This window comes from Xanthomonas sp. DAR 34887 (assembly GCF_041245805.1).
GTDB lineage: Bacteria > Pseudomonadota > Gammaproteobacteria > Xanthomonadales > Xanthomonadaceae > Xanthomonas_A > Xanthomonas_A tesorieronis.
This window is the reverse complement of the sequence record NZ_CP162490.1, coordinates 4,230,325-4,253,442: the sequence shown is the minus strand read 5'-3', so window position 1 is coordinate 4,253,442 and position 23,118 is coordinate 4,230,325. Positions and strand designations below refer to the sequence as shown.

The following is a 23,118-nucleotide window of genomic DNA, read 5'->3' as shown; positions in this document are numbered from 1 at the left end:
GCTACGATTCTACCCTTGCCCATGGAAAGCCGTAGATGAGCGCCCAGCCCGGAACCCTGCATGTCGTCGCCACGCCGATCGGCAATCTCGCCGACCTGACGCCGCGCGCGCAGGAGGTGCTGCGCGCGGTCGCCGCGATCTGCGCCGAAGACACCCGCCGCAGCGGCCAGCTGCTGGCGCATTTCGGCATCGACAGGCCGCTGGTCGCGCTGCACGAACACAACGAGGACGCGGTGGCCCTGCGCGTCGTCGCGCGCCTGCTCGGCGGCGAGTCGCTGGCCCTGGTCAGCGATGCCGGCACCCCGCTGGTCAGCGACCCCGGCTACCGGCTGGTCCGTGCCGCGCGCGAGGCCGGGGTGCGGGTCAGCCCGGTGCCCGGCGCCTGCGCGGCGATCGCCGCACTCAGCGTGGCCGGCCTGCCCAGCGACCGTTTCAGCTTCGAGGGCTTCCTGCCGGCCAAGGCCTCCGGCCGCCGCGAGCGCCTGGCGCGCCTTGCCGGCGAACCGCGCACCCTGGTGTTCTACGAATCGGCGCACCGCATCGTCGAATCCCTGGCCGACTGCCGCGCCGCGTTCGGCGACGCGCGCCCGGCGGTGCTGGCGCGCGAACTGACCAAACTGTTCGAGACCGTGCTCGACGGCAGCCTGGCCGAGCTGCAGGCCCAGGTGGAAGCCGACGACAACCAGCGCAAGGGCGAGTTCGTGCTGATCGTGCAGGGCGCCGGCGACGATGCCGACGCGCAACTGGCCGAGGGCCGCCGCGTCTACGCCACGCTCAGCGCACACCTGCCGCCATCCACCGCCGCCAAGCTGGCCGCGGAGATCACCGGCGCGCCGCGCAAGGCGTTGTACGGCGGGTGAGAGGCCGGGCCCGGATGTGGTTGCCGATCGGCCCGAACGAGGCGTTGGGAACAATGTTGCCCCGCACGTGCGACAATGCGCGCGGCGGAGTCGGCCAGACAGTCGCGTCATCGCGGGGCATTTCGGTGCAACGCGGTGCCGAGGAAAGTCCGGGCTCCATAGGGCAAGGTGCCAGGTAACGCCTGGGCGGCGCGAGCCGACGGACTAGTGCAACAGAAAGATACCGCCTACGTCTGCGCAAGCAGGCCGGTAAGGGTGAAATGGTGCGGTAAGAGCGCACCGCGAGTCCGGTAACGGACCGGCACGGCAAACCCCACCTGGAGCAAGACCAAATAGGGACCTCATGGCGCGGCCCGCGTCGGGTCCGGGTAGGTTGCTCGAGCGTACCGGTGACGGTGCGCCTAGAAGAATGACTGTCCACGACAGAACCCGGCTTATCGGCCGGCTCCGCCGCTTTTTTCGCGCGCAGCGCGAAAAAAGCCCCAAACTTTTGCTGCGCAAAAGTTTGGGCCCCGGGCTCTTTGCCCCCCAAATCCCCGCGGCTTCGCCGCGCCCCCTTTACTAAACCTGATTAGCGTCGAATCTCAGCCGGAGCGCGCAGAGCGCGCTCCGGGATGGCATGAGTGGCCATGGAAGCCAAGCCGAGTTGGTCAAGGATCGCGGCCAAGTTGAAGCGCCGGTTGACCTGATATTGGTGCGCGCGCAGGTAGCGCAGACCGTATTTGCCGAAGGCGATGGCATGGTGGGTGCCGCCAAGGGCGGTCTTGAGATTCCCCAGGATCGTGTTGACCCATTTCAGAGCGGGCTGTTGTACCGATTTGCGCCCGGTGCCGGTCACGATCGGCTCATGGCTCATACCGGCCCAGGTGACGGCGGTGAAGGCGGTCAGCCCATCGCTGAGAACGTGGGTTCCCGGCGCCAGGGCTTGCTGGGCCCAGCGATGGACAGCATCGCGGCAGAAGCTGCCGACCCAGTCAAACCGGACGCATCCCGGCCGACCTTGTCGCGTCTCCACGGCGGCAATGAACGGGATCTTGTTGGTCCACTGTTCGGCACCGCTGCCGCGCGCGCGCTCCCCACCCAGATAGGCATCGTCGATCTGCACCCAGCCGGCCAACTGACGTTGGCCTTCCCGCTCAGCCATAGCCGCCATCAGCTTGTGCTTGATGCGCCAAGCCGTGCGGTAGCACACGTCCAGGTGGCGCATCAGCTCCAGGGCCGAAATCCCGTTCTTGGCCTGGCTCAGCAGATACATCGCCATCCACCACAGACGCAGCGGCAATTTGGTGTCGGCCAGCACGGTGCCCGCCGTCAGGCTGGTCTGGGCGCGGCACTGCCGGCATTGCCACAGCCGCTGGTGCCCGCGCTGGAACTGACTGGCCGCCCGCTGGCCACAGCGCGGACAGACGAAACCGTCAGGCCAGCGGTTGCGCAGCAGCGCGGACACGCACTGCTCCTCAGTGCCGTAATGCTGCAGGAACTGCGGTAAGGACATCCCCCGCTGGAACTGCACACGATTCATCGCCATGACTGCCTCTCCAAGAGAACCGGCAGCAAGGGTGCACCTGTCACGCATCAGCAGCTGAGATTCGACGCTAATCAGGTTTACTAAAGGGGGCTTTGCTCCAGATGCGACGCGTGAGCTTTTCCACGGTGCCAGCATGTGCATTGCTGGCGCTGGCTTTGCCGTGGCCTGCTGCTGCCACGGCGTTCGCAATCGATATGGCCGCCACCCCGGCTCGGCTGTTGTGGGAGGGACTTCAGTCCCGACTGCAGGAGGCGGGTTCGCCAGCGCGTCGCTTGTGCGGATGCGGTGCTGCCGGCGATGCCGCCGCGCAGGTGTGGCAGCTGTGCGGCGAGGATTGCGATCACAGTGCTCTGAAGTGGGTGGAATGTCGTTCCCCCGCTTCTGCTTGCGCTTACCGGGTCCCGAGTCTCAAGTCCCCGGTCCCGAGCCCCTCCAGCCGCGTCTCCCCCAGGAACACCCCGTCGGGGCCGAAGCGGCGCTCGTGGATCCAGCCGCGTCCGGCGCCGTCCACCGCCACGATGGTGCTGGCGCGAGTGCCGTAGTCGTGGCCGCGGATGAAGGCCGGCGACAGGCGCCGCTCCAGCTCCAGGCCCACGCCGGTGTCGGGCAGCTGCGCGTCGGCGGCGATGGTCTCGTCGGCCAATGCGCTCCACAGCGGGGCCAGGTCCTCGTCGCCGGCGGCGATCCAGCCGGCCACCACCCCGCACAGGCGCACGGTCTTCGGCCAGGGGGCGTCCAGCGCGCCGTTGGACATGCCATGGATGCCGGGTGCCAGCCGCTGCCGGGCCGGCGGGTGGTTGCCCAGGTAGTCGGCGCCGTCGGCATCGGCCAGCAGCAGGTTGAACGGTGGATAGGCGTCGGCGCGCAGCGCCAGGGCGTCGGCGAAGGCGGCCGCCGAGGCGCCGCCGGTCAGGTAGTCGGCGACCAGCGCGCCGCGCGAGGCGCCGGACATCGACGCCAGCGGATCGCGCACGTTGGTGACCACGGTGCAGCGGCCGGCCTCGTCCAGGCCCACCCAGCTGCCGCCGGAACGCAGGTCGCGCCCGGCCAGCACGCGCTGTGCCGGCGCCGCCCAGCGCTGCAGCGGCGCGGTCGGGCGCGCATGGAATTCGTCGCGGTTGCCGACCAGCAGCAGGCGCCAGCGCGGGTGGGATTCCAGGGCGAGGACGACCAGGCACATGGTCACGGATTGTGCGGTTTTGCGCAGCGGCACGCGAGCCGGGGCGTCGCGGTCGCGGCAGCTGGCCGCTGTCTTAACGCCTTGTGCACGGGGCTGAATTTCCGCTCAATCTCAAAATATGAGACGAAACAGCAACTTGTGGATAAGCTTTGAACAAGTCTCTAAAGAATGGCGCAAGCCATTGATGTGGCTAGCGATTTATCGCTCGCAAAGTTGTTGACAACCCTTCGGGCGCTGCTAAGGTGGACACTCGAGGGGAAACCGGGTTTTTTGTGGTTTTTCGTGGTTCAATGACCGTCCAGGCGGATTTGGAAAGGTGTAGGCGTCGTGTTTCAGGGCGAGACCGCAATCACAGTGGACGACAAGGGGCGTATGGCGGTTCCCACCGCGTACCGCGACCTCGTCGCGCGTGCGAGCGGCAATCGGCTGGTGCTCACCTACAACCCGTTCGAGGCCGGATGCCTGTGGCTGTACGCGGAAAAGGAATGGGAGCGGGTCCGTGACGACGTCATGGCCAAGCCCAACACCCAGCGCGTGGTGCGGGTCCTGCAGCAGAAGCTGGTGGGTTCCTCGGCCGCGCTGGAACTGGACGCCAACAGCCGCATCACCATCCCGCCGAGCCACCGCGCGGCGGTCGGCATCGAAAAGCGCGCCGTGCTGTTGGGCATGGGCGACAAGTTCGAACTATGGAGCGAGCAGGCTCATCGCGCACTGATCCAGCAGACATTGTCTGACGAGGATCTGGGCGATGGATTGCTCGATCTGAAGTTGTGAGCCGGGGTGTCCGGATGCGCGGACAGGCGCAGGCCGGTCACCTTCCGGTGTCGCAACCGCCGGCGGCGCATGTGCCGGTGTTGTTCGCGCAGGTCATGGACGGGCTGCAGGTGATCGAAGACGGAATCTATCTGGATGGCACGTTCGGGCGTGGCGGACACGCGCGCGGGGTGCTGCACAAACTCGGCCCAGGAGGCCGGCTGCTGGTGATGGACAAGGATCCCGAGGCGATCGCCGAAGCCGAACATGCGTTCGGTGGCGACGCGCGCGTGCGCATCCGCCGCGGCAGCTTCGCCGAACTCGGGCAGTGGGAGGCCGCCGCCGACCTGGACGGGGTGCTGTTCGACCTGGGCGTGTCCTCGCCGCAGCTGGACGTGGCCGAGCGCGGTTTCTCGTTCGGCAAGGACGGCCCGCTGGACATGCGCATGGATCCCGAGGCCGGCGAAAGCGCCGCACAGTGGCTGGCGCACGCCGACGAGCGCGCCATCGCCGACGTACTGTGGACCTATGGCGAGGAGCGCCAGAGCCGGCGCATCGCCCGCGCCATCGTGGCGCGCCGCGCCGAGCAGCCGCTGACCCGCACCGCGCAACTGGCCGAGCTGATCGCCAGCGTGATGCCGCGCGGCGACAGCAAGACCCATCCGGCCACGCGCAGCTTCCAGGCGATCCGCATCCACATCAACCGCGAACTGGCCGACCTCGAGGCCGGGCTGGACGCGGCGCTGGCCAGGCTCAAGCCCGGCGGGCGCCTGGCGGTGATCAGCTTTCACTCGCTGGAAGACCGCATCGTCAAGCAGTTCATGAACCGCAACGCCAAGGCCCCGCCGAGCAACCGCCGCCTGCCCGAAGCGCAGCCGTTCGTGCCGACGCTGCAACTGCACGGCGGCGCGATCAAGGCCGACGCCGACGAACTGGCCGGCAACCCGCGCGCGCGCAGCGCGGTGTTGCGTGTGGCTGAGAAGCTGGGATTCGGGATTGGGGATTCGGGATTGGAGAAGAGCGCTCGCCCGATCCCCAATCCCCAATCCCCAATCCCGGCGTCTCCGCCAGGAGACGCCCAATGAGCCGGCTGCTGCTCATCGTGCTGCTCGCCTGCACCATCGCCTCGGCGATCGGGGTGGTGTACATGCGCCATCGCCATCGCCAGCTGTTCGTCGAGCTGTCGCGGCTGGAGCACAACCGCGACGAGTTGAACATCGAGTTCGGCCGGCTGCAGCTGGAGCAGGCGACCTGGGCGGAAAGCAACCGCGTCGATCAGGTCGCGCGCGAGCGGCTGGGCATGAAGTTTCCGGAAACCGGCGACATCGTGGTGGTACGGCCATGAGCAAGACCGGCCGCAACCGCCCGCGCAGCAACTTCAATCTCCGTGGCCGGCTGATGCTGGTCGGCGCGGCGCTGAGCCTGTGCTCGGTCACCCTGATCGGCCGCGCCGCCTACGTGCAGCTGATCAACAGCGATTTCTACCAGCGCCAGGGCGAGGCGCGCTATCTGCGCGAGCTGCCGATCGCGACCTCGCGCGGCATGATCACCGACCGCAACGGCGAGCCGCTGGCCGTGTCCACGCCGGTGGAGTCGATCTGGGTCAATCCGCAGGAGCTGCTGCGCAATCCCGAGCGCATCCCGCAGCTGGCGCAGGCGCTGGAACTGCCCAGCGACGAACTGACCGCCAAGCTGTCGCAGAAGGCGGACAAGGAGTTCATGTACCTCAAGCGCCGGATCAATCCGGACAAGGCGCATGCGGTGGTCGCGCTCGGCATCCCCGGCGTGTTCTCGCAGCGCGAGTTCCGCCGCTTCTACCCGCAGGGCGAAGCGATGGCGCACGTGCTGGGCTTCACCAACATCGACGACCGCGGCCAGGAAGGGCTGGAGCTGGCGTTCGACGAATGGCTGCGCGGCAAGCCCGGCTCCAAGCGCGTGATCCGCGACCGCAAGGGCGCGATCGTGGAGAGCATCGACCTGGTCAAGCCGGCCGAGCCGGGCAAGGACCTGACCCTCAGCATCGATCGCCGCATCCAGTTCCTGGCGTACAAGCAGCTGCGCAACGCGCTGGAAGAAAACAAGGCGGCCGCCGGCTCGATCGTGATCGTGGATGTGCATACCGGCGAAGTGCTGGCCATGGTCAACCTGCCGACCTACAACCCGAACGCGGTCAGCGGGGTCAACTCCGATGCGCGCCGCAACCGCGCCGTCACCGACCTGGTCGAACCGGGCTCGACGATGAAGCCGCTGACCATCGCCACCGCCTTGCAGGCGGGCGTGGTCACGCCCAATACCGTCATCGATACCAACCCGGGTTTCATGACCCTGGGCCGTTACACCATCCGCGACGTGCCGCGGAACAACGGCGTGCTCAACGTCACCGGCGTGATCACGCGCAGCTCCAACATCGGCGCGGCCAAGATCGCCGCCAAGCTGGACGATCAGGTGTTCTACCAGTCGGTGCGCAAGTTCGGTTACGGCAGCGCGCCGCACAGCGGTTTTCCCGGCGAATCGTCCGGTGTCGTGTCGCATCCCGGCAGCCCGAGCTGGTACGGCACCACCAAGACCACGATGTCCTACGGCTATGGCCTGTCGGTGACGCCGCTGCAGATCGCCACCGCCTACACCGCGTTGGGCAACAACGGCAAGCTGATGCAGCCGACCTTCGTCAAGGGCCAGCATCAGGAATCGCGCGAGGTCATCAGTCCGGAAGTGGCCAAGGAAGTGGTGGCGATGATGGAGACCGTGGTGACCCAGGGCGGCGCCAAGGGCGCGGCGATCCTCGGCTACCACGTCGCCGGCAAGACCGGTACCGCGCGCCTGAACGGTCCGGGCGGCTACATCCGCGGCCACTACAACGCGCTGTTCGCCGGCCTGGTGCCGGCGACCAATCCGCGCTTCGCCACGGTCATCGTGATCAACGATCCGCAGGGCGCCAAGTACTACGGCGGCCTGGTCTCGGCGCCGGTGTTCCACAACGTGATGGAAGGCGCGCTGCGGCTGATGGACGTGCCGCCGGACGACATCCAGGCGTGGCTGGCGGCGCAGGCCGCCGGCAAGAGCGGCCATGCGCCGCCGCCGGTGGCGGTGGAGCCGGATCCGGCCGTGGTGCCCGACGCCGCCGCCGAGGTCGAAGCCGCGCTGCCGAGCGCGCGCGCCGTCGCGCCGCCGCCGCCGGTCGCGCAACCGGTGCCGTTGCAGGAGACGCATCAGTGAGCCGCGCACTGCCGCTATCGCAGTTGCTGCCGGACGTGGCGCTGGCGCACGACGTGCAGGTGTCCGGGCTGGTCATGGACAGCCGCGCGGTGCGTGCCGGCGATGCGTTCGTGGCGATCGCCGGGTTCGGCGCGCACGGGCTGGGCTTCGTCGCGCAGGCGCAGGCCAATGGCGCCGCGGCGATCCTGTTCGAACCGCCGGCCCCCGCCGAGCTGCCGGCGCCGGCCGAGGCGATCGCGGTGCCGGGGCTGCGCGCGCGCATGGGCGCGATGGCCGACCAGTTCCACGGTCATCCGTCGCAGACCATGACCATGGTCGGGGTCACCGGCACCAACGGCAAGACCTCCACCGTGCAGTTGCTGGCGCAGGCCTGGCAGTGCCTGGGCACGCGCAGCGGCAGCATCGGCACGCTCGGCGTCGGCCTGTACGGCGACGTGGTGCCGACCGGTTTCACCACGCCGCTGGTGCTGCAGACGCACGCGCTGCTGGCGCAGCTGCGCGACGCCGGCGCGCAGGCGGTGGCGATGGAAGTGAGCTCGCACGCGCTGGACCAGGGCCGCGTGGATGCGGTGCACTTCGACGTGGCGGTGTTCACCAATCTCACCCGCGACCATCTCGATTACCACGGCGACATGGCCAGCTACGGCGCGGCCAAGGCGCGCCTGTTCGCCACGCCGGGACTGAAGGCGGCCGTGGTCAATCTCGACGACACGTTCGGCCGCGAACTGCTGCCGACGCTGGACCCAGCGCTGCGCCGCATCGGCGTCAGCTCGCGCGGCCAGGCCGGCGCCACGCTGCGTGCCGAGGCGCTGCGCCTGGATGCGCGCGGCATCGGCTTCGACCTGCTGATCGATGGCGCGCGGCATGCGGTGCAGTCGGCGCTGCTCGGCCGCTTCAACGTGGACAACCTGCTGGCGGTGGCCGGCGCGCTGCACGCGCTGGACGTGGCACCGGCGCGCATCGCCGCGACGCTGTCGCAGCTGCAGCCGATCCGCGGGCGCATGAACCGCCTCGGCGGCAGCGACGCGCAACCGCTGCTGGTGATCGACTACGCGCATACCCCGGACGCGCTGGAGCAGGCGCTGGACAGCCTGCGCGGCCACGCCCACGGCCGCCTGCTGTGCGTGTTCGGCTGCGGCGGCGAGCGCGACACCGGCAAGCGTCCGCAGATGGCGGCGATCGCGCAGCGCCTGGCCGATGCGGTGATCGTCACCGACGACAATCCGCGGGGCGAGGACGGCGATCGCATCGTCGCCGACATCCTGGCCGGGTTCAGCGACCTGCAGACGGTGCGCGTGCGGCGCGACCGCGCGCAGGCCATCGCCCTGGCCGTGGCCGAAGCCGGCCCCGACGACATCGTGCTGATCGCCGGCAAGGGCCACGAGCCGTATCAGGAAATCGCCGGCATCCAGCATCCGTTCGACGACGCCGAGATCGCCGCGCAGGCGCTGCAGGCGCGTGCCGCACGCAGCGTGGAGCACGCCCGATGAAGCGCCTGCCGCTGTCGATGATCGCGCACTGGGCCGGCGCCGAACTGCACGGCGACGATGTGGCGATCGATGCGATCGCCAACGACACCCGCACGCTGGCGCCGGGCAGCCTGTACGTGGCGCTGCGTGGCGAGCGGTTCGACGGCCACGACTTCGCCGCCGATGCCGCCGCGCGCGGCGCCAGCGCGCTGCTGGTGGAACTGCTGCAGCCGCAGATCGAACTGCCGCAGATCCTGGTCGCCGACACCCAGCTGGCCTTGGCGCGGATCGCCGCCGGCATGCAGCGCGGCCGCGCCACCCGCGTGGCCGCGCTCACCGGCAGCAACGGCAAGACCAGCGTCAAGGCGTTGCTGCTGGCGATCCTGCAGCACGCCTGCCGGGTCCAGGGCGGCAGCGTCTACGCCAATCCCGGCAATCGCAACAACGAGATCGGCGTGCCGCTGGCGGTGATCGAGGCGCCGGACACGGCCGACTACGCGATCTACGAGATGGGCGCCGGCAAGCCGGGCGACATCGCCTACCTGACCGACATCGTCGCCCCGCATGCGGCGCTGGTGAACAACATCGCCCCGGCGCATCTGGAGCGGCTGGGCAGCCTGCTCGGTATCGCCGAGACCAAGGGCGCGATCTATGCCGCGCTGAGCGCCGACGGTACCGCGGTGATCAATGCCGACGACGCGTTCGGGCTGTGGTTCGAACAGCGCCTGCCGGCGCCGCTGTCCCCGCGCGTGTTGCGCTTCGGCCTGCAGGCCAGCGCCGAGGTCACCGCCACGCAGCTGCGCATGCGCCCGGACCGCTCGCAGTTCGTGCTGGTGACCCCGCAGGGCGAGATTGAAACGACGTTGCCGCTGCCGGGCCGGCACAACCTGATGAACGCGCTGGCCGCCGCCGCGCTGGCGCTGGCGCTGGACATCGCGCCGGCGCTGATCGCCGCGGGCCTGGCGCAGGTGCAGCCGGTACCGGGCCGGCAGATCGCGCACACGCTGCCGGGCGGGGCGGTGTTGATCGACGACAGCTACAACGCCAACCCCGGGTCGCTGGCCGCGGCGATCGACGCGCTGGCCGCTGCCGGTGGCGAGCGCTGGCTGGTGCTGGGCGACATGCGCGAACTCGGCGACGACGCCCAGGCGCTGCACGCCAACGGCGGCCGCCGCGCCCGCGACGCCGGGCTGACCCGGCTGTACGCGCTGGGCCCGCTCAGCGCCTTCGCCGCGCAGGCGTTCGGCGAGAACGCGCGCGTGTTCGACAGCCATGCGGCGTTGATTGCCGCGCTGCGTGCGGACCTGCGCGCGGCCGGGAGTAGGGATTCGGGATTGGGGATTCGTGAAGAGCAAGATCAAGAGCAGGAAACAGAGCTGATGGATGAGAACACCGGCGCGGTGGCAGACGGCGTTGTGCCCCCCCGACTCCCGACTCCCGATTCCCGATTCCCGGCTCCTCCCACCATCCTGGTCAAGGGGTCGCGCGGGAGCGCCATGGACAAGATCGTGAGCGCGCTGCTGGCGCAGGGAGAGGAGGCGCCGCATGCTGCTTGAACTGTCCCGCTGGCTGCAGCAGCTGGAGAGCCTGTTCGGCTTGTTCGGCTATCTGACCTTCCGCGGCATCCTCGCGGCGCTGACCTCGCTGTTCCTGTCGCTGTGGCTGGGCCCGGCGGTGATCCGCAAGCTGGCGCAGTTCAAGGGCGGCCAGCCGATCCGCCAGGACGGCCCGCAGAGCCACTTCTCCAAGGCCGGCACGCCGACCATGGGCGGCTCGATGATCCTGCTGACCGTGTTGCTGTCGGTGCTGCTGTGGGGCGACCTGCGCAACCGTTACGTGTGGCTGGTGCTGGCGGTGATGCTGGCGTTCGGCGTGATCGGCTGGTACGACGACTGGATCAAGATCGTGCGCCGCGACCCGAACGGCCTGAAGTCGCGCTGGAAGTACCTGCTGCAGTCGATCTTCGGCCTGGCCGCCGGCCTGTTCCTGTACTACACCGCCGACGTGCCGGCCGCGATCACCTTCTACATCCCGATGTTCAAGTCGATCGCGCTGCCGCTGGCCGGGGTCAGCTTCGTCGCCATCGCCTACTTCTGGATCGTCGGTTTCTCCAACGCGGTTAACCTGACCGACGGCCTGGACGGGCTGGCGATCATGCCCACGGTGCTGGTGGCCTGCGCGCTGGGCGTGTTCGCCTACGCGTCGGGCAACGCGGTGTTCTCCGCCTACCTGAAGATTCCCTCGATTCCCGGCGCCGGCGAGCTGATCATCATCTGCGCGGCGATCGCCGGCGCGGGCCTGGGCTTCCTGTGGTTCAACACCTACCCGGCGATGGTGTTCATGGGCGACATCGGCGCGCTGGCGCTGGGCGCGGTGCTGGGCACCATCGCGGTGATCGTGCGCCAGGAACTGGTGCTGGTGATCATGGGCGGCGTGTTCGTGGTCGAGACGCTGTCGGTGATGATCCAGGTCGCCTCGTTCAAGCTCACCGGCAAGCGCGTGTTCCGCATGGCGCCGATCCACCACCACTTCGAGCTGAAGGGCTGGCCCGAGCCGCGGGTGATCGTGCGCTTCTGGATCATCTCGGTGGTGCTGGTGCTGGTCGGCCTGGCCACGTTGAAGGTGCGCTGATGAACGACGCCGCACGCCAGGCAACCCGACTCGAGGCCATCGGTGGCCGCTATGACCCGTTGCTGCTGGCCGCCGTGGTGGCGCTGGCATCGCTGGGCGTGGTGATGGTCGGTTCCAGCTCGATCGAGCTGACCGTCAGCCCGTTCTACTACCTGACCCGCCACCTGCTGTTCCTGGCCGGCGGCATCGGCCTGGCGATCTGGGCGATGCGTACCGAACTGAAGAACATCGAGCAGTACAACCAGTTGCTGCTGCTGGCCTGCTTCGGCCTGCTGCTGGTGGTGTTCGTGCCTGGGCTGGGCAGCACCGTCAACGGCGCGCGGCGCTGGATCAACCTGGGCATCTCCCGCTTCCAGACCGTGGAAGCGGTGAAGGTGCTGTACATCGTGTGGCTGTCCAGCTACCTGGTGCGCTTCCGCGACGAGGTCAATGCCACCTGGCCGGCGATGCTCAAGCCGCTGGGCGTGGCGGTGGCGCTGGTCGGCCTGCTGTTGCTGCAGCCGGACTTCGGTTCCTCCACGCTGCTGCTGGCGATCACCGCCGGCATGCTGGTGCTGGGCGGGGTCAACCTGCCGCGCATGTCGATGCCGATCGTGATCGGCCTGCCGGTGTTCGCCTTCATCGCAATCCTGGAACCGTACCGCCTGCGCCGCATCACCTCGTTCCTGGATCCGTGGGCGGACCAGCTCGGTTCGGGCTACCAGTTGTCCAACGCGCTGATGGCGGTGGGCCGCGGCGAACTGTTCGGGGTCGGCCTGGGCGGCTCGGTGCAGAAGCTCAACTACCTGCCCGAAGCGCATACCGACTTCATCTTCTCGGTGATCGCCGAGGAGCTGGGCTTCACCGGCGTGTGCCTGATCATCGCGCTGTACGCGCTGCTGGTCGGGCGCGCGTTCTGGTTGGGCATGCGCTGCGTGGAAATGAAGCGCCACTTCTCCGGCTACATCGCCTTCGGCATCGGCCTGTGGATCAGCCTGCAGAGCTTCGTGTCGGTCGGCGTCAACCTGGGCATCCTGCCGACCAAGGGCCTGACCCTGCCGCTGATTTCCGCTGGCGGTTCCAGCGTGCTGATGACCTGTGCGGCGATGGGCCTGCTGCTGCGCGTGTCCTACGAACTCAACCGCGCCGAGCGCCAGGTGGCGCTGGTGCGCAGCGATGCGGCGATGCCGGTCAAGCAGACCGTGGACAACGCCGAGGATCTGCAGGCTGCGCGCGAGGCCAGTGCCAGCGCAGTGGCCGCGGCGATCCAGGGCGGTGCCCCGGGCCGCGGCACCAGCCGCATGCAGCCGCGCGTCGAACCCACCTTCGGGAGGCTCGGATGAGCGCGTCGGCGCCCACGTCCGCTGCCGCCTCCGCCGCGCCGGTGATGATCCTCGCCGGCGGCACCGGCGGGCACATCTTCCCCGCGTTGGCCGTGGCCAAGGTGCTGCGCGCGCGCGGCGTGCCGGTGGTGTGGCTGGGCGCGGCCGGGCGCATGGAAACGCAACTGGTGCCGCAGCACGGCATCGAGATCGACACCATCGCCATCGGCGGCCTGCGCGGCAAGGGCGCGCTGGCGTTGTTCGGCGCGCCGGTGCGGGTCATGCGCGCGATCCGCGCCGCCGGCTTCGTGCTGCGCAGGCGCGCGCCGCGCGCGGTGGTCAGCTTCGGCGGCTTCGCCGCCGGGCCCGGCGGGATCGCCGCGCGCCTGATGAAACTGCCGCTGCTGGTGCACGAACAGAACCGCGCGCCGGGCCTGACCAACAAGGTGCTGTCGCGCATGGCGCGGCGCGTGCTGACCGGGTTCCCGGGCAGCTTCGCCGCGCGCGAGGAAGCGGTGGGCAATCCGGTGCGTGCCGAAATCGCCGCGCTGCCGCCGCCGGCGCAGCGCTTCGCCGCGCGCGACGGCGCGGTGCGCCTGCTGGTGCTCGGCGGCAGCCAGGGCGCGCGCGCGCTGAACCAGGCACTGCCGCGCGCGCTGGCCGCGCTCGGCGCGCAGGTCGAGGTGCGCCACCAGTGCGGCGAGAAATTGCGCGACGAAGCGGCCCAGGCGTATGCCGACGCCGGCGTCGCCGCAAACGTCGAAGCCTTCATCGGCGACATGGCCGCCGCCTACGCCTGGGCCGACCTGATCGTGTGCCGCGCCGGCGCCTCGACTCTGGCCGAACTGTGCGCGGTCGGCATCGGCAGCGTGCTGGTGCCGTTCGCCGCCGCGGTCGACGACCACCAGACCCGCAATGCCGAATACCTGGTGGAACGCGGCGCCGCGGTGCTGCTGAAGCAGGACGACGCCCTGGCGACCAACCTGCAGGGCGTGCTGCGCGACCTGCTAGGCAACCCCGCGCGCCGCCTGGCCATGGCCGACGCCGCGCGCAGCCTGGCCAAGCCGGATGCGGCCGAGCGGATTGCCGACATCATTCTGGAAGAGGCTGGGAGTCGGGATTCGGGATTGGGGATTCGTAAAGAGCAGGAGCACAAGCAGGACACCATGCAGACACCCGTACATCGCGATGCGCCGCGGCAACAGGCCGCCGGCGACGCCACCAATCCCCAATCCCGAATGCCGAATCCCGGCACCTCCGCAGGAGGTGCCCTGTGATCCGCCGTCTCCACGACACCGGCGATCTGGTCCGCGCGTTTCCGCGCGTGCACTTCGTTGGCATCGGCGGCACCGGCATGAGCGGCATCGCCGAGGTCATGCTGACCCTGGGTTACGAAGTGTCCGGGTCTGACAACGCCGACAACGCGGCGACGCGGCGCCTGGTCAAGCTTGGCGCGCGGGTGATGCGCGGGCATTCGGCCGCCAACGTGCTCGGCACCGACTGCGTGGTGGTGTCCAGCGCGATCCGCGACGACAACCCGGAACTGATGGAGGCGCGCAGCCAGCGCATCCCGATCATGCCGCGCGCGGCGATGCTGGCCGAGCTGATGCGCTTCCGCCGCGGCATCGCGGTGGCCGGCACGCACGGCAAGACCACCACCACCAGCCTGGCCGCGGCGGTGCTCAGCGAAGGCGGGCTGGACCCGACCTTCGTGATCGGCGGGCAACTGCTCGCCGCCGGCGCCAACGCCAAGCTCGGCGGCGGCCAGTGGCTGGTCGCCGAGGCCGACGAGAGCGACGGCAGCTTCCTGCGCCTGAATCCGCTGATCTCGGTGATCACCAACATCGACGCCGATCACCTGGAGAACTACGGCAACGACTTTGCCCGGGTCCAGGCCGCGTTCGCCGAGTTCCTGCAGCGCCTGCCGTTCTACGGCCTGGCGGTGCTGTGCATCGACGATCCGGAAGTGGCCGCGCTGGCCGCCAAGACCCCGCGCCACGTGATGAGCTACGGCCTCAGCGAGAACGCCGACGTGCGCGCCGAGGACGTGGTCCAGGACGGCCCGCGCATGCGCTTCACCCTGCGCCTGCCCGAAGGCAGCAGCACCCCGGTGACGCTGGCCTTGCCGGGCCGGCACAACGTGCTCAACGCGCTGGCCGCGGCAGCCATCGGCTGGCAGCTGGGCGTGGCGCCGGAGGCGATCGCCAGCGCGCTGCAGAGCTTCGCCGGCATCGGCCGCCGCTTCAACGACCTGGGCGAAGTGACCACCGCCGCCGGCGCACGCGTGCGCCTGGTCGACGACTACGGCCACCATCCGCGCGAGCTGGCGGCGGTGTTCGCCGCCGCGCGCGGCGGCTGGCCGGACAAGCGCCTGGTGGTCGCGTTCCAGCCGCATCGCTACAGCCGCACCCGCGACCAGTTCGATGCGTTCGCCGCGGTGCTGTCGGAAGTCGATGCGTTGGTGCTCAGCGAGGTCTATCCGGCCGGCGAAGCGCCGATCCCCGGCGCCGACGCGCGCTCGCTGGCGCGCGCGATCCGTGCGCGCGGGCGCAGCGAGCCGGTGGTGGTCGGGCAGGTCGCCGAACTGAGCGGGGTGCTGCCGGACGTGCTGCAGGACGGCGACCTGCTGTTGATGATGGGCGCCGGCGACATCGGCTACGTCGCCCAGCACATCGCGCAGGACGGGTTCGTCGGCGGAGCGGACGCATGAGCGCGCAGACCCTGCCGCCGCCGCGCATCACCGACCCGGCCGCGTTCGGCCGCGTCGCGGTGCTGTTTGGCGGTACCTCCAGCGAACGCGAGGTGTCGCTGAACTCCGGCGCCAACGTGCTCGAGGCGCTGCGCAGCCGCGGCGTCGACGCGCAACCAGTGGACGGCATTCCCGCGCTGCTGGAGCGCATCCGCGCCGGCGCGGTGGACCGCGTGTTCAACATCCTGCATGGCGGCGATGGCGAGAATGGCGTGGTGCAGGGCCTGCTGCGCGCGCTGCAGGTGCCGTTCACCGGCCCCGACGTGCTTGGTAGCGCGCTGACCCTGGACAAGATCCGCACCAAGCAGGTGTGGATCGCCGCCGGCCTGCCGACGCCGGGCTTCGCCCGCATCGGCGCCGATGCCGACCTGGCCGCGGCGGCCGCAGAACTGGGCTATCCGCTGTTCGTCAAGCCGGCTTGCGAAGGTTCCAGCGTCGGCGTGTTCCGGGTGCTGTCCGAGGCCGACCTGGCGCCGGTGCGCGCGTTCGCCGCCGACTACAGCGGCGAACTGCTGATGGAGCAGATGGTGCAGGGCGAGGAATACACCGTCGGCATCCTGGGCGACATCGCGCTGCCGTCGATCCGCATCGTCCCCGCCGGCGACTGGTACGACTACCACGCCAAGTACATCGCCGAGGACACCCAGTACCTGTGCCCGGGCATGAGCGGCGACGACGAGACCCGGATCCGCCAGCTCGCGCTGCAGGCCTTCGCCGCGGCCGGCTGCAGCGGCTGGGGCCGGGTCGACGTGATGCGCGACCGCGTGCGCGGCCTGCAGCTGATCGAAGTCAACACCGCGCCGGGCATGACCAGCCACTCGCTGGTGCCCAAGGCCGCTGCGCAGCTGGGCGTGGATTTCGCCGATCTGTGCTGGCGAATCCTGGAGCAGACGCTGTGAAGCCGGGATTCGGGATTGGGGATTGGGGATTCGCAAAGCGGCAGCGTCGCGCTGCCGGCGCGCCCGCGCGCGTCTTTTGCACGAATCCCGAATCCCCAATCCCGAATCCCCCGGCACGGAGTGCCGCATGAGCGCCCTGCTGCGCATCCTCGCCTGGTTGCTGGCGCTGGCGCTGGTCGCGCTGCCGGTGGTGGCCGTGCTCAACGGCTGGGTCGGCGCCGAGCGTTGGCCGCTGAGCCGGCTGCAGGTCACCGGCGATTTGCAGCGCGTGCCGGCCGAGCAGCTGCGCCAGGTGGTGCTGCCGTATGCGCGCCGCGGCTTCTTCGCGGTGCGCCTGCAGGACGCGCAGGACGCGATCGAGCGGCTGCCGTGGGTGGAAAGCGCGCGCGTGCGCAAGCGCTGGCCGGACGTGCTGGAAGTGCGCGTCACCGAGCATCGCCCGTTCGCGCGCTGGGGCAGCGACCGCATGCTGTCCGAGCAGGGCCGCATCTTCGCGCTGCCGAGCGAACTGCGCGGCATGGCGCTGCCGCAGCTGGCCGGGCCGGACGCCAAGGCCCAGGACGTGGTCGCGCTGTACAACGAATCGCGCGCGCTGTTTGCGCCGGCCGGGCTGCAGGTCGCCGGCGTGGCGATGGACGCGCGCGGCAGCTGGTCGCTGCAACTGGGCAACGGCGTGCAGGTCGTGGTCGGCCGCGACGACGCCCGCGCCCGCCTGGCGCGCTTCGCCCGCGTGCTGCCGCAACTGGCCACGCCGGAGCAGGCGCCGATCGCGCGCGCCGACCTGCGCTACACCAACGGATTCACGGTCGAAAGGCAGGGATTGGAGATTCGGGATTCGGGATCGGGAAAGAAACCGGCTTCGCAACGCTCCGCTTCCACCGACCTTCCCAGAATTCCAAGCCCTCCTGCTTTTACCAATCCCCAATCCCGAATCCCAAATCCCGGCTCCAAGACATGAACCGCAAAGGCGACAAATCCCTCATCGTTGGACTGGACATCGGCACCTCCAAGGTCGTCGCGCTGGTCGGCGAGTATTCGCCCGGCAATCCGATCGAGGTGATCGGCATCGGTTCGCACGAATCGCGCGGCCTCAAGCGCGGCGTGGTGGTGGACATCGAATCCACCGTGCAGTCGATCCAGCGCGCAGTCGAGGAAGCGGAGCTGATGGCCGGCTGCGAGATCCGTTCGGTCTATGCATCGATCTCCGGCAACCACGTGCAGTGCAAGAACTCGCCCGGGATCGTGCCGATCCGCGACGGCGAGGTGACCTGGACCGACCTGGACCGCGTGCTGGAAGCGGCCAAGGCGGTGGCGATCCCGGCCGACCAGCGCATCCTGCACGCGATCCCGCGCGAGTACGTGCTCGACGATTCGCAGGAAGGCATCCGCAACCCGGTCGGCATGACCGGCGTGCGCCTGGAAGTGCACGCGCACCTGGTGGTGTGCGCGCAGTCGGCCGCCGCCAATATCAGCAAGTGCGTGCAGCGCTGCGGCCTGCAGGTGGACGACCTGATCCTGTCCTCGCTGGCGTCTTCGGTGGCGGTGCTGACCGCCGACGAGCGCGAGCTGGGCGTGGTGCTGGTCGACATGGGCGCCGGCACCACCGATCTGGCGGTGTTCGTGCAGGGCGCGATCTGCCACACCGCCTCGCTGCCGATCGCCGGCGACCACGTCACCAACGACATCGCGCACATGCTGCGCACGCCCACCCCGGAAGCCGAGCAGATCAAGGTGCGCTACGCCTGCGCGCTGGCGCAGCTGGCCACCGCCGAGGAAAGCATCCAGGTGCCGAGCGTCGGCGACCGCCCGCCGCGGCGCATGCCGCGCCACTCGCTGGCGCAGGCGGTGCAGGGGCGCTACGAGGAGATCTTCGAGATGGTGCAGGCCGAACTGCGCCGCTCCGGTTTCGAGGAGCTGGTGCGCGCCGGCATGGTGCTGACCGGCGGCGCCTCGAAGATGGAAGGCGTGGTCGAACTGGCCGAGGAAATGGTGCAGATGCCGGTGCGCGTGGGCATCCCGCAGCACGTCACCGGCCTGGGCGAAGTGGTCGGCAACCCGGTGCACGCCACCGGCGTGGGCCTGCTGCTGATGGGCAGCCAGATCGAACACCCACGGCGTCCGTCGCTGCCCACCGGCCGCGCCGGCAGCCTGTTCAAGAAATTGAAGAACTGGTATCGCGGCGAATTCTGATGAAGCCGGGAGTGGGGATTCGGGATTGGGGATTCGTAAGAGCAACAGCAAAGCAACAGCGGTAGAGCGGAGAGCGGAGAGAGGTGGGCGATAGGTTTTTTTTGCAGTGATTCCGCCGCGGAGCGGGCAACGGTGTAGGGCGATCGTGCTTTGCGAATCCCCAATCCCGAATCCCCAATCCCGGCTTCCAAACAACAACACTCGCCGGACGGAGAGGCGGGAACGAGGATCGGAGTTGTTCCGAATCCCCACTCCCGAATCCCGAATCCCGGCTCAAGAGGACACGGACATGGCGCATTTCGAACTGATTGAAAAGATGGCACCCAACGCGGTAATCAAGGTGGTCGGCGTGGGCGGCGGCGGCGGCAACGCGGTCGCGCACATGGTCAGCAGCAGCGTGGACGGCGTGGAGTTCATCACCGCCAACACCGACTCGCAGGCGATCAAGAACTGCGGCGCCAAGCTGCAGCTGCAGCTCGGCACCAACGTCACCAAGGGCCTGGGCGCGGGCGCGAATCCGGAAGTGGGCCGCCAGGCCGCGCTGGAAGACCGCGAGCGCATCATGGACGCGCTGCAGGGCGCGGACATGGTGTTCATCACCGCCGGCATGGGCGGCGGCACCGGCACCGGCGCCGCGCCCGTAGTCGCGCAGCTGGCCAAGGAGATGGGCATCCTGACCGTCGCCGTGGTCACCAAGCCGTTCCCGTTCGAAGGCCGCCGGCGCATGCAGGTCGCGCTGAAAGGCATCGAGGAACTGAGCCAGCATTGCGACTCGCTGATCACCATCCCGAACGAAAAGCTGATCACCGTGCTCGGCCGCAACGCCACCATGATCCAGGCGTTCCGCGCCGCCAACGACGTGCTGCAGGGCGCGGTGCAGGGCATCGCCGACCTGATCGTGCGTCCGGGCCTGATCAACGTCGACTTCGCCGACGTGCGCACCGTGATGTCGGAAATGGGCCTGGCGATGATGGGCACCGGCTCGGCCCGCGGCGACGACCGCGCGCAGGCGGCGGCCGAAGCGGCGATCCAGAACCCGCTGCTGGACGACGTCAACCTGGCCGGCGCCAACGGCATCCTGGTCAACATCACCGCCGGCCCTGACTTCACCATGGCCGAGTTCGACGAGATCGGCCGCACCATCGAAGGCTTCTCCTCGGAAGATGCGACCGTGGTGGTCGGCACCGTGCTCGACCCGGACATGCAGGACGAAGTCCGCGTGACCGTGGTCGCCACCGGCCTGAACCGTGCCGTGTCGCGCCAGGCCCAGCGTCCGGAGCAGCGTGCGCCGATCAAGCTGGTGCGCAACGCGACCACCGGCCAGCCGGAATTCGGCGACTTCGAGCATGGCGGCGACGCCGTGTCCAAGGCGGTCGGCGGCGCGATGGGCCTGGGCCTGCGGCGTCCGAGCAGCGATGCGATGGGGGCGTCCGCACCGGCACCGGCGGCGGCCGACCTGCCGAACGACTACCTGGACATCCCGGCGTTCCTGCGCCGCCAGGCCGACTGATGCTTCGCCAGGCCGGCCGCGTGCCGGCCGCAACACCGCCGATCGGGCCTGTCCGCCCGGGCGGCGCGCCGTGTCCTTTGCTGCCGGGTCGTTTCGACCCGGCAGGTTTTTGCGACCGCGACGCCGGCCTGCGCCAGCGTTGCGCAAATAGGATGCTGTGACCGTATTGTTAAAATTTGGCTAAACGCGTGATATTCTCAATTCCGTTCAGTTCCCGTCTGAGCGGACGTTCCCAAACTGTCTCCCATGACCCAGCAACGCACCCTCAAGAACACGATCCGCGCCACCGGCGTGGGCCTGCATAGCGGCGACAAGGTGTACATGACCCTGCGTCCTGCACCGGCCGATCACGGCATCGTGTTCAGGCGCGTCGACCTGGAACCTGCAGTGGAAGTGCCGGCCGATGCCGAGCTGGTCACCGAGACCACGCTGTGCACCGGGCTGAGCCGTGGCGAGGCCAAGATCCAGACGGTGGAACACCTGATGTCGGCGATGGCCGGCCTCGGCGTGGACAACGCCATCGTCGAGCTGTCCTCGGCCGAATTGCCGATCATGGACGGTTCCTCCGGCCCGTTCGTGTTCCTGCTGCAGTCCGCAGGCATCGTCGAGCAGGGCAAGCCCAAGCGCTTCATCCGCATCAAGCGTCCGGTGGAAGTGCGCGACGGCGACAAGATCGCCCGCTTCGAGCCGTACGACGGCTACAAGCTGGGCTTCACCATCCAGTTCGATCACCCGATGATCCCGGCCAAGCAGTCGCGCCAGGAAATCGAGTTCTCGACCATGGCCTACATCAAGGAAATCTCCCGCGCGCGCACCTTCGGGTTCATGCGCGATCTGGAGTACATGCGCGAGCGCAACCTGGGCCTGGGCGGTTCGATGGACAACGCCATCGTGCTCGACGAGTTCCGCGTGCTCAACGACGACGGCCTGCGCTACGCCGACGAGTTCGTGCGGCACAAGATCCTCGATGCGATCGGCGACCTGTACCTGGCCGGCGGCGCCATCCTCGGTGCCTATGAAGGCTACAAATCCGGCCACGCGCTGAACAACAAGCTGGTGCGCGCGCTGCTCGCCGAGCAGGCCGCATGGGAGTGGGTGAGCTTCGATTCCAGGGCCGTGCCGGCTCCGGTGGCCTACGGGGCCGTGGCCTACGCCTAAAGTTTGCCGCCCCGCGGCCGGGGGCGGTTTGGCATCACGGAACGGGCGATCCGTCGGATCTTTGGCCCTTCTTAACTTCTATTTAACGGATCGATAACGACCTCGACGCCGGCGCCCGCTAGGATGCGTCGGGTCGTGACGTGCGTGTCTACGTACGCAGACCGCGCCGGCCGGAGGCCGTCGCTGCTTCAGGCGTCGTGGAATCGATGTCCTGCAAGGACGCCAGCGCGTCGCGCAATCCCTTGTGCGTCGCCGCGGAAACCGGTGCTGGCTTGCTTCTTGCCTGTTGCATTGGGGAATGCGCGGATGCAGTCGCAATCTTGACGGTCACCCTGGTGGCCTTCAGCCCGAGGGACCGGGCCGCAGCGAGGATATCGGCCTCGGCAAGCCTGACACGGGCGTGCCAGACCGGAGAGTCAACGAGAAAAACGAGCTGTTCGCCGTTCACATTGGCCAACCGGCAACGGGAGGCCAGATTCGGCGGCAGATGGGGGCGCAACTGCCGGTCCAGCGCGTCGAGCCACAAGGCACGCCGCAACGGGTCGCCCACCTTGTCCGCCAATGCGGCGTCCAACGCCGGCATCGGCGCGGTGGTATGGCCCTCGCCGGACTTTCGCTTAGACATGAAAACTCATATGGCGTTTAAGAAGATCGTAATCAATTCGCGTGAAAAGGGGATAAAAGACCTGCCGTGGCGGCTGCGCGAGTTCGCAGACCGGCGTCCCCTCGCCGTACTCGGGTCGGTATTGGCGGTGGGCATGGTACTCGGCATTGGCGTCAGCGCCGCGACCGGCTTCGTCGGTTCGGCGCAGTTGCGGGCCAAGGTGGAGCGGCAGGACGCGGAACTGGCGCAGGTGCGCCGCGACGCGCAGACCCAGGTCAACGCGCTGGCCGCGCGGCTGGGCGAACTGCAGGCGCAGGCCACCCGCCTGAACGCGCTGGGCGAACGCTTGACCCGCATGGGCAAGCTGCAGGACGGCGAATTCGACTTCGACCAGCCGGTCGGCGTCGGTGGCGGCGACGACGAGGTCAGCCAGGACATGCCGGCGCCGCAGCTGAGCAAGGAACTGGACGGGCTGCAGCAGCAGTTCGCCACTTCCGGCCAGCAGCTGTCGGTGCTCGAATCGCTGCTGTTCGACCACCAGCTCGACCAGAACGCGGTGCCGTCGCGGATGCCGATCCGCAACAGCTACATCACCTCCGGGTTCGGCGGTCGCGCCGATCCGTTCGGTGGCGGCGCCGGCAACCACAAGGGCATCGACTTCCACGCCAATGTCGGCGACCCGGTGCTGGCCGTGGCCGACGGCGTGGTCAGCTACTCGGGCGTGCGCGGCGGCTACGGCAACGTGGTCGAGGTCGATCACGGCAACGGCTATGTCACCCGCTACGCGCACAATTCGCGGCTGTCGGTGAAGGTCGGCGACCTGGTGCGGGTCGGCCAGGAAGTGGCCAAGGCCGGCTCCACCGGCCGTTCCACCGGCGCGCACGTGCATTTCGAGGTCTGGAAGGACGGCGTGGTGATGAACCCGGCCAAGTTCCTCGGCGATGGCGCCACCCCGGTGGGCCGCCGCGGCCGCGGCTGAGTCGGCCTGGGGTGGCGTGCCGGCGCTTGAATCGCCGGCGCCCGCCCCAAGCTACAATACGCTTTGCCACGACAGGGCGCCTCGCGCCCTG

General features: G+C 69.1%; 20 protein-coding genes and 1 other RNA gene. 18 read left to right on the top strand and 3 right to left on the bottom strand.

All coding sequences use genetic code 11. From position 1 onward, the window contains the following. The first annotated feature begins 35 nt into the window (after positions 1–35). Both rsmI and rnpB read left to right on the top strand, forming a co-directional pair. Entirely contained in the window at positions 36–860 is an 825-nt protein-coding gene (gene rsmI, locus AB3X08_RS18135) for a 16S rRNA (cytidine(1402)-2'-O)-methyltransferase (protein ID WP_369934143.1), read from the top strand. 86 nt (positions 861–946) lie between these two features. Next, an RNA gene (rnpB, locus tag AB3X08_RS18130) (RNase P RNA component class A) lies at positions 947–1,313 on the top strand. Between the two features lie 118 nt (positions 1,314–1,431). On the opposite strand, the gene AB3X08_RS18125 is transcribed toward rnpB, so the two are convergent. Next, a complete protein-coding gene (locus AB3X08_RS18125; protein ID WP_369933329.1) occupies positions 1,432–2,388 on the bottom strand; it encodes an IS1595 family transposase in 957 nt (318 codons plus the stop codon). A gap of 391 nt (positions 2,389–2,779) precedes the next feature. Then, positions 2,780–3,568, bottom strand: a complete 789-nt coding sequence (locus AB3X08_RS18120; RefSeq protein WP_369934142.1) for an NRDE family protein — start codon at positions 3,566–3,568, stop codon at positions 2,780–2,782. Between the two features lie 372 nt (positions 3,569–3,940). Between AB3X08_RS18120 and AB3X08_RS18115 the strand changes: the two genes are divergently transcribed. The 15 genes from AB3X08_RS18115 to lpxC all read left to right on the top strand — a co-directional run bounded on the left by AB3X08_RS18115 (position 3,941) and on the right by lpxC (position 21,444). Further along, positions 3,941–4,342: a division/cell wall cluster transcriptional repressor MraZ gene (locus AB3X08_RS18115; protein ID WP_221231962.1), complete on the top strand. Its 402-nt coding sequence runs from the start codon at positions 3,941–3,943 to the stop codon at positions 4,340–4,342. A gap of 14 nt (positions 4,343–4,356) precedes the next feature. Further along, complete coding sequence (gene rsmH / locus AB3X08_RS18110; protein WP_369938568.1) at positions 4,357–5,406, top strand: 16S rRNA (cytosine(1402)-N(4))-methyltransferase RsmH; 1,050 nt, start codon at positions 4,357–4,359, stop codon at positions 5,404–5,406. Beyond that, complete coding sequence (gene ftsL, locus AB3X08_RS18105) at positions 5,403–5,666, top strand: cell division protein FtsL (protein ID WP_009576670.1); 264 nt, start codon at positions 5,403–5,405, stop codon at positions 5,664–5,666. Before rsmH ends, ftsL begins: the two co-directional genes overlap by 4 nt. Then, a complete protein-coding gene (locus AB3X08_RS18100) occupies positions 5,663–7,537 on the top strand; it encodes a peptidoglycan D,D-transpeptidase FtsI family protein (RefSeq protein ID WP_369934141.1) in 1,875 nt (624 codons plus the stop codon). The genes ftsL and AB3X08_RS18100 overlap by 4 nt, the downstream gene beginning before the upstream one ends. Then, on the top strand, positions 7,534–9,027 hold the full coding sequence (locus AB3X08_RS18095) for a UDP-N-acetylmuramoyl-L-alanyl-D-glutamate--2,6-diaminopimelate ligase (protein ID WP_369934140.1): 1,494 nt from the start codon (positions 7,534–7,536) through the stop codon (positions 9,025–9,027). Before AB3X08_RS18100 ends, AB3X08_RS18095 begins: the two co-directional genes overlap by 4 nt. Next, positions 9,024–10,562, top strand: coding sequence for a UDP-N-acetylmuramoyl-tripeptide--D-alanyl-D-alanine ligase (locus AB3X08_RS18090; protein ID WP_369934139.1), 1,539 nt, complete (start codon positions 9,024–9,026; stop codon positions 10,560–10,562). The genes AB3X08_RS18095 and AB3X08_RS18090 overlap by 4 nt, the downstream gene beginning before the upstream one ends. Beyond that, positions 10,552–11,637, top strand: coding sequence for a phospho-N-acetylmuramoyl-pentapeptide-transferase (gene mraY, locus AB3X08_RS18085; protein ID WP_184413566.1), 1,086 nt, complete (start codon positions 10,552–10,554; stop codon positions 11,635–11,637). The genes AB3X08_RS18090 and mraY overlap by 11 nt, the downstream gene beginning before the upstream one ends. Then, positions 11,637–12,959 carry a putative lipid II flippase FtsW gene (ftsW, locus tag AB3X08_RS18080; RefSeq protein WP_369934138.1) on the top strand — a complete coding sequence of 441 codons (1,323 nt, stop codon included), beginning with the start codon at positions 11,637–11,639 and terminating at the stop codon, positions 12,957–12,959. The genes mraY and ftsW overlap by 1 nt, the downstream gene beginning before the upstream one ends. Next, positions 12,956–14,215 (top strand): undecaprenyldiphospho-muramoylpentapeptide beta-N-acetylglucosaminyltransferase, encoded by a 1,260-nt coding sequence (gene murG / locus AB3X08_RS18075; RefSeq protein WP_369934137.1) that lies wholly within the window; start codon positions 12,956–12,958, stop codon positions 14,213–14,215. Before ftsW ends, murG begins: the two co-directional genes overlap by 4 nt. Then, positions 14,212–15,648, top strand: a complete 1,437-nt coding sequence (gene murC / locus AB3X08_RS18070) for a UDP-N-acetylmuramate--L-alanine ligase (protein WP_369934136.1) — start codon at positions 14,212–14,214, stop codon at positions 15,646–15,648. Before murG ends, murC begins: the two co-directional genes overlap by 4 nt. Beyond that, complete coding sequence (locus tag AB3X08_RS18065) at positions 15,645–16,586, top strand: D-alanine--D-alanine ligase (protein WP_369934135.1); 942 nt, start codon at positions 15,645–15,647, stop codon at positions 16,584–16,586. The genes murC and AB3X08_RS18065 overlap by 4 nt, the downstream gene beginning before the upstream one ends. Before the next feature lie 127 nt (positions 16,587–16,713). Next, positions 16,714–17,544: a cell division protein FtsQ/DivIB gene (locus AB3X08_RS18060; RefSeq protein ID WP_369934134.1), complete on the top strand. Its 831-nt coding sequence runs from the start codon at positions 16,714–16,716 to the stop codon at positions 17,542–17,544. Continuing rightward, a complete protein-coding gene (ftsA, locus tag AB3X08_RS18055; RefSeq protein ID WP_184413574.1) occupies positions 17,541–18,776 on the top strand; it encodes a cell division protein FtsA in 1,236 nt (411 codons plus the stop codon). The genes AB3X08_RS18060 and ftsA overlap by 4 nt, the downstream gene beginning before the upstream one ends. Positions 18,777–19,065: 289 nt before the next feature. Next, a complete protein-coding gene (gene ftsZ / locus AB3X08_RS18050) occupies positions 19,066–20,286 on the top strand; it encodes a cell division protein FtsZ (protein ID WP_369934133.1) in 1,221 nt (406 codons plus the stop codon). A 246-nt stretch (positions 20,287–20,532) separates the two neighbouring features. Further along, a complete protein-coding gene (lpxC, locus tag AB3X08_RS18045; protein ID WP_184413577.1) occupies positions 20,533–21,444 on the top strand; it encodes a UDP-3-O-acyl-N-acetylglucosamine deacetylase in 912 nt (303 codons plus the stop codon). Positions 21,445–21,592: 148 nt separating this feature from the next. Here the strand turns inward: lpxC and AB3X08_RS18040 are convergent, their stop codons facing one another. Then, the gene (locus AB3X08_RS18040) at positions 21,593–22,069 is read right to left on the bottom strand and encodes a DciA family protein (protein WP_369934132.1); all 477 of its coding nucleotides are present in this window, start codon (positions 22,067–22,069) and stop codon (positions 21,593–21,595) included. Positions 22,070–22,079: 10 nt separating this feature from the next. On the opposite strand from AB3X08_RS18040, the gene AB3X08_RS18035 reads away from it, so the two are divergent. Further along, positions 22,080–23,027 (top strand): peptidoglycan DD-metalloendopeptidase family protein, encoded by a 948-nt coding sequence (locus tag AB3X08_RS18035; protein WP_369934131.1) that lies wholly within the window; start codon positions 22,080–22,082, stop codon positions 23,025–23,027. The last annotated feature ends 91 nt before the right edge of the window (positions 23,028–23,118 follow it).